Consider the following 12743-nt stretch of genomic DNA (forward strand, 5'->3'; position numbering starts at 1 on the left):
GGTTTCCTTACTTAATCAGGGCTGTTTGTTCGTCTATTTGCTCATCTTTTTGCTCAGTACTGTCACTTGGAATCGCTTCCACCGTGCTGGCATTGAGATAGAAGTTACGGCGAATGTCCTCATTCAGACACTCAGCATTGAGCTCGGCTACCGAACCTTGCTCTACCAGCTCTGCGATTAAATCATTCCCGCAGGACTGATACGCCACCCCATGAGTCGCATAAGGGGCGATAAAGTGTTTAGCGTTGGTGAGTTTCTCCATGGCGAGTGTTCCCCAACTTGGTGGAGTGGCAGGATCAAGCTCGCCTGATAGTAAAAGTGTCGGGATATCACTGGCAATGGGGTCGCTAAAGTCGGTATCGACCGCTGGCATATTCCATACCGCGCAGGACTCTGCAAAGGTTTTGAGCATCTCTTTACCAAAGTAGCTTTCGCTGGCTTTTGCACGCAGCTCAGGTGTCAGACGCTGCCAGTCCTCACTGCATACCACAGAGGCGTGCATACCCATGGCGATACCCGCGTTGTCTATGCCCATGGCATAGAGGCCTGTGATAGGTTGATAGTTACCTTTAGCGGCTTGATGAATCGCATGGGGCATGAGTGAGCGAGTGCTGGGGTTATAAAGCGCCATACGTAGTGCCCCCTTAAGCTTGCTGCGGGTCAGTGTCAGTTGGGTCATTTCACCGGTAAGCGGGTCGGGGACTTGGCTGATCTTAGGGCCTTGAGTTAGCTCTGCATCGACCTTCTCTAGATCGGCTTTAAGCTCTGGAAACTGCTTATGGCAAAGCAGGTTATTCGCACAGTCGGCAATCAGTAGATCGAAGGCGCGGGCGATAGCATTACCAATGGCTAGCACGCTCTGCTGCATAGGGACCACACCATCTAAGGTGACGGTTGCGAGGTGCTCTGGATAGTGACGCATATAAAGCTGCGCCATACGTGTGCCGTAAGATACGCCATAAAGGTGGAGCTTTTGATAACCTAAATGCTGTCTTATCGCCTCAAAATCTTTAAGTGCACTGAGGCTGCCATACTGGGTGACATCTGCATCGAGGCTGTCGAGGCATTTTTGAGTCTCGACCCGGGTATCAAAATCACTTTCGTTAACCGCCAGCGCGCTGTCGAAACCGTCACCGATACACTGCAACGGATTGGATTGGCCTGTACCGCGCTGATCGATAAGGATCACGTCCTGAGTCTGACGCACCTTAGTGAGCATGCGATCGAAGCCTTGGGCATTTTCTATGGCAGATTGCCCCGGGCCGCCAGCAATCGCGAGTAGGGCTTCAACTTTGTCGCTGGGCTTAATGGCTGGCATTACGACATAGTGGATCTCAATCTGTTTACCGTCTGGCTTGGCATAATTTTCAGGAACCGAGATTGAGCCACACTGCATCTGCTCCGATAGACCATCGACATAACAAGCGTGTTGATTGCTTGAGTTAGACTGAGGTGTTTTAGCTGAAGTGTCCGCCTGAGCAGAAGGAATGATCAGTCCTGCACCGAGTAATATAGCCGCCGCGACTGGTTTTTTACGCCATAACGCTGGTGAAACCCGAGCGCGTAATTGTGAGTACATTCCATGAAGCATGATACTGATTCCTTTTTGCAATTTAGCGTATCTATATGAGGTACTGTATCAATGTCTTTATGCAGTGGCTAACTACTTTTCCTCAGGTCAATGTGCTAATTGAGTGAGCGAAGAAACAGGGGCGCGGAATATAGAGGCATTACAAATAATGCTGACGCTCTGCTCAGCTCAACAAGGTTTATGTTGGTCGATCTGCTGCGAGCATAATGTTAATGCCGCACTGATAAAGCGTATTAAGTTGAAAACCCCATTAAGATGGTTAAAGTTTAATCTAATTTGTTGCGCTAAAAACTGTACTGTACAGGTACACTTGTTAACAAAATATTTCTGTTTTAATTGATATGCTTAGCTTAAAAGAGTTGTTGTTAAATAAGGGCGGTTGACTTCACGTGACGGCCTTTTTTTGTGTTTGAGTTAACAAAAATAGAGCAAAAACTCTTAGTGTTTAGTGCGTCTTCGAGTAAACTTGCGCCAAAGCGGAACACTTGTAAGCTAAAAGGTAGCCATTTTATGTCGCTCGAGCAATATCACGTAGTACGATTAATACAGCAACAAAGCCAAGCACTTGGCGACGCTATTGCGCTCGAAGGATTCGAAACAGCAGCGCCATGGCATCAAGTGAGCTGGGCTCAATTTGATACCATCACCTCTAAAATTGCACGGGTGTTGATTCAGTTTGGTATTGAATCCCATGACCGCGCAGTGATTTTGTCACAGAACTGTCCACAGTGGACTTGTGCTGATTTTGGCCTACTAAAGGCTAAAGCCGTTGTTGTACCTATCTATCCAACTAGCACAATTGAACAAGCTACTTACATAGTTAACGATGCCGAAGCGAAACTTGTCTTCGTCGATGATAAAGATCAGTACGCGATGGCGTGTGATCTCGTTGCTCAGTGTGACAGCTTGACTCGAGTTGTGGTATTCGACAAATCTGTTGAGCTACAAGATCAGCAAAATCATTTTTACTTAGACGACCTACTCGAACGTGAGGTTGACTTAGTCGCAGCAGCAGAGCTTGAAAAGCGCTTAGCGGACTTAAGTTTAGATGACTTATTAACGCTGATTTATACTTCAGGTACAACTGGTGACCCTAAAGGGGTGATGCTCGATTACCGTAATTTTGCTTCTATGGTACGTCAGCATGACACACTCTTGCCATTTACACCGGGTGATGTGTCATTGGCATTCTTGCCACTGAGTCACGTGTTTGAACGCGGTTGGAGCTTCTACGTCCTATGTCGTGGCGGCCATAACGTCTACCTGTCTAACCCTATGGCTGTGAAAGAGGCAATTGTACAAGTTCGCCCGCACACTCTTTGTGTCGTGCCACGCTTCTTAGAAAAAGTGTATAGCGCGGTACAAGACAAGGTCATTAAAGCGCCAGAGATGAGACAGAAGATGTTCACTTGGGCGATGTCTGTGGGTCATAAGCAGTCTGAAGTGGGCCAAGGCCGACACAAGGCTTCGTTGGGCTTAAGTCTGCAGTGGAAACTGGCCGATAAGCTGGTTTTCAGCAAGTTAAAGCAGGTCTTAGGTGGACGCCTTAAGTTTATGCCTTGCGGCGGTGCGGCACTCGATCCAAATGTCAGTGCTTTCTTCCAAAGCATCGACGTGCCAGTACTGTGTGGCTATGGCATGACAGAAACCACGGCGACAGCAACCTGCAATACCTTAAGTAATCGCGTGCCAGGTTCTAACGGTAAGGCGATACCTGAAGTTGAGATCAAGCTAGGTAAAGACAACGAAATTCTGGTTCGTGGTGATACCGTAATGCGCGGTTACTTCAATCGTCCACAAGAAACCGCTGATGCGTTTGAAGATGGTTGGTTGAAAACGGGTGATGCGGGTCGTCTGGATGAAAATGGCAACCTGTTTATCACCGACCGCATTAAAGAGTTGATGAAGACCTCAAACGGTAAGTATATCGCTCCGCAACGTGTAGAAGGTAAAGTGGGGTGTTGCCCATTCATCGAGCAAGTTGCGATTGTTGCCGATGCGCGTAACTATGTGACCGCCTTGATTGTGCCAGCCTTTGAGTCGTTAGAAGCTTGGGCGAAAGAGAAGGGCGTTCATTACGAAACCCAGCTTGATCTACTACGCAATATTCGTGTGGTTGAGCTTTTTGAGCAGCGTCTTAAAACTTTGCAAAGCGAGCTCGCTGGCTTTGAGAAGATTAAGAAGTTTACCTTGTTGCCAGATGCTTTCTCGATGGAAGCGGGTTTAATTACCCCGACCATGAAGCTACGTCGTAAGGTGATTTACAACAAGTATGCTCGTGAAATCGACAAGATGTACAGCCGCTAAACGGGTTTGAAACAGATAAATAAAGGCACGCATTAGCGTGCCTTTTTTATGCCCATGCTTTATTTAAAAGCCCATGGATGGAAAGCGTTGGTATTTATTTATGGAATGTGGGGATTCCACTGCTAAACATGGCATTTAGTCTTTTACTCTTCTAAGGCTGTAATTTATCGGTAGAATGGTGGCGAGAAAACTCTCGTAACGATCACAGCAATAACAATAACAACAAGGAAGCTCTCCAGTGTCAGAGACTGCATTTAGTTTAACCCTACAGCCAAGATTTTGTGAAACTGACGCCTTAGGGCATATCAATAATACGGTGATCCCGGTTTGGTTTGAGGCGGCACGTGAACCGATTTTCAAGATTTTTAATCCGACACAAGACTTGTCTAAGTGGAACCTGATAGTGGCGGGTTTCACCATCGGCTTTAACGCTCCGACCTACTTTGCTAGCGACGTTACGGTAAAAACCTGGGTCAGTCGTATCGGTAATAGCAGTTTTGAGTTAACCCAAAGCTGCTGGCAAAACGGTAAGAAAACCGCCGAAGCGCAAACAGCCATGGTGCATTACGACTATGTCAGTGAAAAGAGCCAGCCGCTAAGCGCCAATATTCGAGCGCAGTTAGCTCTGCTGACTGGCGAATAATGCAATTGGTATGAGGCCCTTGAACATGGGCCTTTAGTTTGAGTGAGCTGTTATTTTTTACCCAAAAACTTTTGCACGTACCAACAGCTCGCTTCAATTTCTAGCCCCTCAGCCTTGGCCCATTTAAGGCCACGACGAACTAGTTTTTCTGCCAAGCCTCTGCCGCGCAGCTCTGGTGGCACATAGGTGTTGTTGAAATTACAGCGACGACCCGGTGAGTCTGCGGCAGTCTGATCTTCATATAACTCATAAGCCAGCACGGCTTGCGCTCCGTCAACATTGATAACGAAGCGACTCTCGTCGGCTAGGTGAATAACTTCACTCATAATAGCAATCCTATCTATAGCATTGGGGCGCAGCGAAGCTGGCAAACTCTTTCGTACAAATCATCTCGCACAAATCGTTTATGCCTGCTGGTAGGTTTTTAGGGCGTTAATTAACTCAGGCGTCAGCTTGGCTTTTTTCCCTGTCTTAAAGTTAAACATCACCACCTGAGATGAGCCTAATGTGGTCACCGTCTGCTGACTCTGACTATAGACACTGTAGTGCATCATAAACCGGTCATCCTTAATGTCGCTTATGCTCACACCAACAGTCAAGGTATCGGGGAAGGTGACAGGACGCTTATATTTGGCTTGATTTTCGCTGATCACCGGACCCACCGCCGTAGTTTGTAGCTCATCGAGTAGGTTTATCTGATTAAAAAAATCGATATGCGCAGTTTCAAAATAGCGGAAATACACTACATTGTTGACGTGTTGCAGAGCATCCATTTCTCCCCAAGCGACTGCTATCTTGGTGTTGACGGGGTATTGCTCGAGAAAGTTATCCATAATATTTTCTTAGTCGTGACAGTGTTTGTTTAAACAGCTGTTTAATTTGTGAACAGCATAACAGTATGCCGTCGCAGCAACAAGCGAGAGCAATGTCGTGAAAAGCTTTATATGTCTATTACAGAATGGAAGTTATAGAGACAAAAAAGGCATTCATAAAGAATGCCTTTCGTTCTAATTAATCAATAGAGCTAAATGCTTAGCTCTGCAAAGCTGCTAATCGTTTTAAAGTCGCCCGTGCGTTGGCTATCGTCGCGTACCATCTGCACCACATTTAAGCCTGCTTCACTAGCGGCTTTAAGCTCTTCAAGTACGTCAGAAACAAACAAAATCTGCTTCGGGCTTAGGCTGATAGTGTTGACGATATTGCAATATGCCTGCTTAAAGCGCTTGTTGCCTGTGCGAGTGTCAAAGTGGCCATTAAACTTATCGTTGAGATCACCTGCATCACTGTGGCTAAACAATAACTTTTGCGCCTCAACAGAGCCTGAAGAGAAGCTATAAACACGTAGACCTTGCTGCTTGTAGCCATCTAATGCTTCGATAAAATCAGGGAAGATATGGCCCTTAAATTCACCATTGGCGTAGCCCTGTTTCCAGATCAAACCTTGAATGGTTTTCAGTGGTGTAGCTTTACGGTCTTCTTTAATCCACTGCAGTAAAATTTCAGTTACACGAGCAAGACTGGCATCTGGTTCAAGTGCAATATCTTGCACATCGCAAATACAGTTCTCTACGAGTACATTATGTTGATTTTCTTCAAGAAAAGCGGGTAAGGCCTTAGCTGAATAAGGAAAGAGAATCTCTTCAATAAAGTTAAGGTCGGTAGTCGTACCGGCTGTATCAACGACGATGGCTCTGATACCCATAATGTTTGGTCACTCCGCAATGTATATAACGTGTAGTCGAGATCGGTTTATTGCTCAGATCCTAAGCTGAATCGTTCGATTTGGCTAGTGTAATCGCGCCTGTGTTTGTACTAAATTTTCAGTTTTAGTCTATTTATGATGCTTTGCCCTCGGCATTAATGGCCGAGTCTGAGTTATTGATTAACGGTATGCCAACCTTGCGCTATCTGGCTGGAGGACTGAGTCGTTTTAAAGTTGTTGTATTTTTACTACTGAGTTAAAGATACTTTTTCTGCCTACTACTGACTTTCTTCAAGTAGTTACGTGTCTCTTGGCGGTTGTGGCGGTGGGTCAAAAACCAATAAAACTCGCTAACGGTCATCTTATTAATTCGCGCCAGTGCCTTGGTGCGATTACCCCGTGGGTCGAGGCTCTTCCACAGGTTACCCGCGCCGCCGTTGTAACTTGAGATCACTGCGTATTCACGTTTCTTTGGGTGTTTAATGCCCGCAAGATAACGCGTCGATAAGATCTTTAGATAGCCGGTGCCAACTTCGATATTTTTGGCGGGATCATAGAGATAAGCCGATGAGGGCGTATGTGTATAGCCTTGGATTAAGCTGAAATAGTCACGACCTGCGGTATTGGCCTTAATCTGCATGAGTCCAAGAGCGTTAGAACGTGAGCGCGCCAGTGGGTTAAACGAGCTTTCGGTCTCCATAATCGCCATGATCAAATCAGTGCTGATGCCGTGTTTGCGGCTGGCACTGCGGGCATAGTTGATATACTTATTACCGGCAATCTGGGTGTGTTCTTTCACCATATGGATCGCCACCCGAAAGCGCGAGTTCACTCGTTTACTTTTCGCGACCAAGTCGTCGGCGTAACGCGATGCACGCCATTGGAACTCAATCTCCTTGCCCTCTCTATCGAGCACTTGTCCCCAAAAGAATGGCTTTTTCTTTTTGCTGATCAGACCAAAGTCTTGTGCGGTTTGTGCATCAATCACTTTTGGATCGATTTGAGTCAGCAGTACCTGCACAACCGCGTCTTTAAGCTGCGTTTTGCTGCGGGTTTCGACCAATATTAAGCCGCGTTTAAAGTCGACATAGGTCGAGGCCTGTTCGCTCTCGTTAAACACCAAAACCGATGGCATAATTGGCCGAGAATAGGAGTCTTGCCCCTGATATTCGAGTAGCAATGCCGCGACGTCGGCATCGTAGTCACTCAAGTCTAATTCACTACTGTTAGCGCTAGCGATATTCGCTAGGGTGATAGCGATTAGGCAGTAGATCGCAATGAGTAGCTGGAATAAGTATTTAGACATTTATCAGAGGGTTAGGTTTTTGTGGCTTGATTATACAATGGTTGGGCATAACCCTCATAGTTGAGGTTTTATTTTTCAAACTTTGGTTGTTTTTTGTGTAGTTTGGATTTCGATTTTTTAAATCGATCAAACTTCGTTTGATAAAAATTTATGGGCTATACGCCCATTTTATAGAGCATCAGGCTACGCCAGACCAAAGTCGTGGGATGGAATCCCCCATAGGTGCTAATAGCGGTAAACAATCAAGCTGCGCTTGATAAAGGTCGTGAGCTTCCAGCTCACACTCGGCCAAAAGGGGAACAACAGCAATCCCCTCTTGGATCACCCCTGCCGCCCCGACGAAGTTGTTGATCCTCATGCTTATGGATAAATCACTAACGCTTCCGATGGGGCATCCTGCCCCGCGAAAGCTACGCCGACATCCCTGTCGGCATCACGTGACTCTGGTTTATAAAGAATTTCCAACGCACTTCGGCAACTCCGATGGGGGATGGATGTTTCCTGTGATTAAGGAGGTTAATTTGAGGACTATGTTTCTATGATGATTTAAATAACTAATTTATATTGTTTTTTACAAGGTGTACTCTTACTGCAATGCAAAAATAAACATGTGAGATTTTATGACTGGTTACATTCAAAATATTAATACCAAGATTCCTTTCACAGATAAAGTCGTCAATATAGAACTACAAGGTAAGAGCCTTATTCTTACTGGTGGAAATGGTTGTGGTAAAACAAACTTTTTAAACCATTTGTTGGAGTATTTGACGGAGCGGGTAATTAATCGAAAGAATGCAGATCCTTTAGATTTACATAGGCGTATAAATTCCCTATCTCAATCTATGGCTCAATACGGGGCAAGTCATGAAAGCTATGAGGGCTGGAAAAGAGCTCTAGAGATAGCTAATGACAAATTATTTGAGCTCGAAAATCCAATTCTGTCCTTAAGTAACCTAGATAATTATGTAGTGAATTATCAATCTGATAAAGCATTATTAACAATGTTTAAAGCAGTTCGTGAAGCCAAAATCGCTGAATCAACTTCGGCTTTAAGCACCTCTAACCTTGCAGATCAAGTAACAAATAAACGTAGAGGGTCTTCCGCCGGGTCGCTGTTTGAGCAATACCTGGTGAGCTATAAAACGGTGCAAGCTTATGCTGAGTCCCCGAGTATCGATAATGATCCTGCATTAGCTTCTAAAGTAAAAAGTTGGTTTGAGTTTTTGCAGGATAACTTGAGGTATCTGTTTGAAGATGAAACTCTTAAGTTGAGGTTTGACTCTAAACTTCAAACTTTCTTTATTCAGCAAGAACATAAGGAAGAGTTTCGTTTTCAAAAGCTTTCATCGGGCTTCTCTTCTATCCTAGCAGTGTATGCTGATTTAGTTACTACTATTCAATTAACAGAGATAACGCCTGATGAAATTGAAGGTGTTGTATTTATCGATGAAATTGATGCTCATTTGCACGTTTCATTGCAACGTAAGATATTTGCATTTCTGACTAAGTCATTTCCTAAGATTCAATTTATTGTTACTACTCACTCACCATTTGTTGTCTCATCAGTAAGTGATGCTGTCATTTATGACTTATCAAAGCTCGAACAAATTGATGACCTATCAATGTATTCGTATGAATCTATCTTAGATGGGCTATTTGGAGTTTCATCTAGTTCAGATTTATTAAACGCAAAAGTAAAAGAGCTAAATGAAGAGGCAACAAAACTTCAACTAGATATCGGCAAGGTTGAGTCTTTGATTTCAGAGCTGCGACAGAGTGAATCTAAGTTGGATTCAGAGTCATTATATTTCTTAGAGTCTGCTCAACTATCAGTGCTTAAAGCTAAGGCGAAAAGTACAGATGTTTAATGTAAAGAGAGGAGATGAAGTCCCCGCTTCACTTGCAGCACGAAGAAGCTACAAAGATGAAGATGTGGTAAAAGCGCTTGAACGTGCTTTTCATAAGAAGTGTTATCTTTGTGAGACGAAAGAACCACAAGATATCAATGTTGAACATTTTGTAGCTCATCAAAATAATGATGATTTAAAGTACGATTGGAGTAATTTGTATTTTTCTTGTGGGCGATGTAACAACATAAAGTTGCAGTATTTCAATAATCTATTGGATTGCTGTGCCCCGAATCAAGATGTGTTTCGAGAGATAAAACTGTTGCCACCTAGAACTCCTGGCGCAAGGAAGTTAGTTGTAGAACGACAGAGTGAAGATGCTAGGTCTGTAGAAACTGAACAGCTTTTAGAGAAAATTTATAACAGTGATCATACGGTTAATAAAGCTGTCACAGGAAGCTACTTGAGGAAAAAAATAAATACGCAGTTTGCATTATTTCACAAATGGCTCAATGTATATTATGCCGAGGATGCGCTAGAAGCTGAGCGTGAAGATGCATTAGAGAGAATTCAAGTGCTTATGTCTGATCAGTCTCAATACTCAGCATTTATCAAGTGGTGTATTCTTGATGATGAAGACTTGAATGAATTACTTGGACCTTTGATCAACTAGTGCCGCAGTTCGGCAACTTCGATGGTGAACGTAGAAATTTAATGATCATGCTTTTCTAACCAAGTGTAGATGCGGCCGTGACCGTCCATGACATGGTGAGAGATAACGGAGTTATTAAGCTCTCGAACGAGAGGCAGGATGCCGAACTGGCCTTTAAACAGGGGTGTTGTTTGTCATGGCCGAGCTTCCAGGGATGGATTTACAGCGTGTCATGGCAGTGTCTGCACATACGCTGACCGCAGGTCATTAGCTGCATCAGATGCAGACAGTCATAACTGAGGTGATTAGATACTAAATCCTGTCCAGCATCAGCCGTAGGAAAATAGGAACCACGGCTGCCGGAAGCGACTCCGAAGTTCCAAATAAAATAAAAACTAACAGCGACACCCAAACGATGAGCATGCCTCATCGCTCAGGCATTACACTCTACTGGTGTACAAGGTTGCCGTTTTTCACCACATCCACACACGAGGCGACACCATAGGTGTAGGCTAGCTCCGCTGGGGTGCTGATATTCCATATGCAGAAATCGGCGGTCATGCCGACTTCAATAACGCCGACATGATCATCAATACCTAATGCCTTGGCGGCATTGCGCGTCATACCTGCTAATGCTTCCTCTGGGGTTAAACGTAGCAGGGTGCAGGCCATATTGAGCATCAATAGGCTTGAGCAAAGTGGCGATGAGCCGGGGTTGTAGTCGCTGGCGACCACCATAGGGACTTGGTATTTGCGCAGCAAATCGATTGGCGGGTGCTGGGTTTCACGTAGAAAGTAAAATGCGCCGGGTAATAAGGTCGCGCAGGTGCCACTTTCACTCAGGGCTTTAACACCTGCTTCATCAAGGTATTCGATATGATCCACAGACTTTGCCCCAAGCCTAGCTGCCATGGCTGAGCCGCCCATGTTAGAGAGCTGCTCGGCATGTAGCTTGATGTCGAGTCCTGCATCGATAGCGGCGGTCAGTACGCGCTCTGTCTGTTCTAGGTTGAAGGCGATATTTTCGCAAAATACATCCACGGCATCGGCAAGGTTCTCTGCCATTACCTTAGGTAGCATCTCATTGATCACTAAGTCGACGTAAGCATCGCTATCATTTTTGTACTCAGGTGGAATGGCGTGGGCGCCTAAGAAGGTGGTTTTAACATCTACATGATGGTGCTTACCTAGCTCTCGGGCAACGCGCAAAATCTTTAATTCGGTTTCGATATCTAAGCCGTAACCCGATTTGATTTCTACTGTGGTCACGCCCTCTTTAGCCAGCGCGTTTAAACGCTGGCGACCCAGTTCAAACAGCTCGGCTTCATCGGCTTCGCGGCAGGCGTTGACGGTCGAGATGATACCGCCACCACTGCGGGCGATCTCTTCATAGCTGGCGCCCTTTAGGCGTAGCTCAAACTCATTAGCGCGATTGCCTGCAAAGATTAAGTGAGTATGGGCATCAATTAACCCCGGGGTGATCCAACCACCTTTACCCTTGTAAATCGGTGTGCCGAATACATCAAATTCAGGCAAGTCGCTACGTTTACCTACCCAAGCAATTTTGCCATCTTGTACGGCGAGTGCCGCATCGGTAATTGCGCCGTAAGGCTCTGAAATCTTTGGCGACATTGTAGCTATGTTGATATCTATCCAGACTTGATCCCACGACATGATGCAGTTCTCTTTTTGGTTGTTTTTGCAGTGGCTGAATACTAACACCAAACATCAGCACTAAAAATAATTTGTGAGCCCGCTTGTATTTACTTGTATATACAAGCTAGGATTGTAGCCGAGTTTTTAAGCATGTAAATAGCTGTTTGCAAGTTCAGCTGCAACGGGAAGGTTAATGGCGACGCCAAAGTTTGAAGAGATTAAGCAATATATTTTAGCGCAAATTGAGTCTGGCGAGTGGGCCGAAGACAGCCGCGTGCCGTCTGAAAATCAATTAGCCGAGTTGTTTAACTGTAGCCGCATGACAGCGCGTCGAGGCTTAACTGAGCTGACAGAATCCGGTGTATTAGAACGTTCTCAAGGCTTAGGTACTTTCGTTGCCGGACTCAAAACCCAGTCTTCTATGATGGCAATTCGTAACATTGCCGATGAGATTAAAGACCGTGGCCACGGCTATAGTGTGCAGCAAGTTGAGCTGACCCAGACCCATGCGACTGGTGCCATCGCTATTGCGCTAGGTTTAGAGGAGGGCGGCAATGTGTATCGTTCGGTTTTAGTACACTGCGAGCAAGGCACACCGCTGCAGTTAGAAGAGCGCTTCGTTAATCCGAAACTGGTGCCTGATTATTTAGCCCAAGATTTTACCAAGCAGACTCCCCACGAATATCTATCTATGGTGGCACCGCTTACCGAAGCCAAGCACACCATCGAGGCTAAGCTCGCCGATAATGCGCAGTTAGCTTTGCTCAACATCGATGCGTCAGAACCCTGTTTACAGATCACTCGCCGTACTTGGTCGCGCCAAGGTGTGGTGAGTTTTGCACGTTTAGTGCACCCGGGAAGTCGATTTAGATTAGGTGGTCACCTGACTTTTAGCTAAAGCTTATTGGCCGTTAGGGATAGCTGGCTACCGTTCCACAAGTAAAAACGCTCAACAACACGATTTATAAAATGCTCTAAAAAATTAAAAAGACCGTAAATATAAAAGCTTAAAAATAAGCTGATAAGAAAAACACAAAAA

12 protein-coding genes are annotated in these 12743 nt (G+C 45.2%); 5 read left to right on the forward strand and 7 right to left on the reverse strand.

Features of this window, described 5'->3' with window-relative positions; genetic code table 11:
- Positions 1-7: 7 nt before the first annotated feature.
- Positions 8-1591 (reverse strand): alpha/beta hydrolase, encoded by a 1584-nt coding sequence (locus SHAL_RS00315; protein ID WP_012275195.1) that lies wholly within the window; start codon positions 1589-1591, stop codon positions 8-10.
- A gap of 510 nt (positions 1592-2101) precedes the next feature.
- On the opposite strand from SHAL_RS00315, the gene SHAL_RS00320 reads away from it, so the two are divergent.
- A complete protein-coding gene (locus tag SHAL_RS00320) occupies positions 2102-3898 on the forward strand; it encodes an AMP-dependent synthetase/ligase (RefSeq protein ID WP_012275196.1) in 1797 nt (598 codons plus the stop codon).
- A gap of 238 nt (positions 3899-4136) precedes the next feature.
- The gene (locus SHAL_RS00325) at positions 4137-4541 is read left to right on the forward strand and encodes an acyl-CoA thioesterase (protein ID WP_012275197.1); all 405 of its coding nucleotides are present in this window, start codon (positions 4137-4139) and stop codon (positions 4539-4541) included.
- A gap of 50 nt (positions 4542-4591) precedes the next feature.
- Here SHAL_RS00325 and SHAL_RS00330 read toward each other — a convergent pair whose 3' ends face one another.
- From SHAL_RS00330 to SHAL_RS00350, 5 genes are all read right to left on the reverse strand, one after another.
- A complete protein-coding gene (locus tag SHAL_RS00330) occupies positions 4592-4867 on the reverse strand; it encodes a GNAT family N-acetyltransferase (protein ID WP_012275198.1) in 276 nt (91 codons plus the stop codon).
- A 78-nt stretch (positions 4868-4945) separates the two neighbouring features.
- A complete protein-coding gene (locus SHAL_RS00335; protein WP_012275199.1) occupies positions 4946-5374 on the reverse strand; it encodes an acyl-CoA thioesterase in 429 nt (142 codons plus the stop codon).
- A gap of 191 nt (positions 5375-5565) precedes the next feature.
- Positions 5566-6243, reverse strand: a complete 678-nt coding sequence (gene mtnC, locus SHAL_RS00340) for an acireductone synthase (RefSeq protein WP_012275200.1) — start codon at positions 6241-6243, stop codon at positions 5566-5568.
- 256 nt (positions 6244-6499) lie between these two features.
- Positions 6500-7549, reverse strand: coding sequence for a murein transglycosylase domain-containing protein (locus tag SHAL_RS00345; RefSeq protein ID WP_012275201.1), 1050 nt, complete (start codon positions 7547-7549; stop codon positions 6500-6502).
- Between the two features lie 178 nt (positions 7550-7727).
- Positions 7728-7907, reverse strand: a complete 180-nt coding sequence (locus SHAL_RS00350; RefSeq protein WP_041415779.1) for a hypothetical protein — start codon at positions 7905-7907, stop codon at positions 7728-7730.
- Between the two features lie 262 nt (positions 7908-8169).
- Here SHAL_RS00350 and SHAL_RS00355 point away from each other — a divergent pair, with 262 nt between their 5' ends.
- Together SHAL_RS00355 and SHAL_RS00360 are read left to right on the forward strand one after the other, a co-directional pair.
- The gene (locus tag SHAL_RS00355; RefSeq protein ID WP_012275202.1) at positions 8170-9417 is read left to right on the forward strand and encodes an AAA family ATPase; all 1248 of its coding nucleotides are present in this window, start codon (positions 8170-8172) and stop codon (positions 9415-9417) included.
- Positions 9410-10069, forward strand: coding sequence for an HNH endonuclease family protein (locus SHAL_RS00360; protein WP_012275203.1), 660 nt, complete (start codon positions 9410-9412; stop codon positions 10067-10069). Before SHAL_RS00355 ends, SHAL_RS00360 begins: the two co-directional genes overlap by 8 nt.
- A gap of 426 nt (positions 10070-10495) precedes the next feature.
- Here the strand turns inward: SHAL_RS00360 and hutI are convergent, their stop codons facing one another.
- The gene (hutI, locus tag SHAL_RS00365) at positions 10496-11722 is read right to left on the reverse strand and encodes an imidazolonepropionase (protein ID WP_012275204.1); all 1227 of its coding nucleotides are present in this window, start codon (positions 11720-11722) and stop codon (positions 10496-10498) included.
- A gap of 175 nt (positions 11723-11897) precedes the next feature.
- On the opposite strand from hutI, the gene hutC reads away from it, so the two are divergent.
- Entirely contained in the window at positions 11898-12602 is a 705-nt protein-coding gene (gene hutC, locus SHAL_RS00370; RefSeq protein ID WP_012275205.1) for a histidine utilization transcriptional repressor HutC, read from the forward strand.
- Positions 12603-12743: the final 141 nt, after the last annotated feature.

The organism is Shewanella halifaxensis HAW-EB4 (assembly GCF_000019185.1).
In the GTDB taxonomy this organism is placed as follows: domain Bacteria; phylum Pseudomonadota; class Gammaproteobacteria; order Enterobacterales; family Shewanellaceae; genus Shewanella; species Shewanella halifaxensis.

What these genes read in the sequence shown, in the direction of transcription:
- hutI (WP_012275204.1), bottom strand. Translation starts at nt 11,722, where the DNA reads ATGTCGTGGGATCAAGTCTGGATAGATATCAACATAGCTACAATGTCG.
- SHAL_RS00360 (WP_012275203.1), top strand. Translation starts at nt 9,410, where the DNA reads ATGTTTAATGTAAAGAGAGGAGATGAAGTCCCCGCTTCACTTGCAGCA.
- hutC (WP_012275205.1), top strand. Translation starts at nt 11,898, where the DNA reads ATGGCGACGCCAAAGTTTGAAGAGATTAAGCAATATATTTTAGCGCAA.
- SHAL_RS00345 (WP_012275201.1), bottom strand. Translation starts at nt 7,549, where the DNA reads ATGTCTAAATACTTATTCCAGCTACTCATTGCGATCTACTGCCTAATC.
- SHAL_RS00335 (WP_012275199.1), bottom strand. Translation starts at nt 5,374, where the DNA reads ATGGATAACTTTCTCGAGCAATACCCCGTCAACACCAAGATAGCAGTC.
- mtnC (WP_012275200.1), bottom strand. Translation starts at nt 6,243, where the DNA reads ATGGGTATCAGAGCCATCGTCGTTGATACAGCCGGTACGACTACCGAC.
- SHAL_RS00330 (WP_012275198.1), bottom strand. Translation starts at nt 4,867, where the DNA reads ATGAGTGAAGTTATTCACCTAGCCGACGAGAGTCGCTTCGTTATCAAT.
- SHAL_RS00320 (WP_012275196.1), top strand. Translation starts at nt 2,102, where the DNA reads ATGTCGCTCGAGCAATATCACGTAGTACGATTAATACAGCAACAAAGC.
- SHAL_RS00315 (WP_012275195.1), bottom strand. Translation starts at nt 1,591, where the DNA reads ATGCTTCATGGAATGTACTCACAATTACGCGCTCGGGTTTCACCAGCG.
- SHAL_RS00355 (WP_012275202.1), top strand. Translation starts at nt 8,170, where the DNA reads ATGACTGGTTACATTCAAAATATTAATACCAAGATTCCTTTCACAGAT.
- SHAL_RS00350 (WP_041415779.1), bottom strand. Translation starts at nt 7,907, where the DNA reads ATGAGGATCAACAACTTCGTCGGGGCGGCAGGGGTGATCCAAGAGGGG.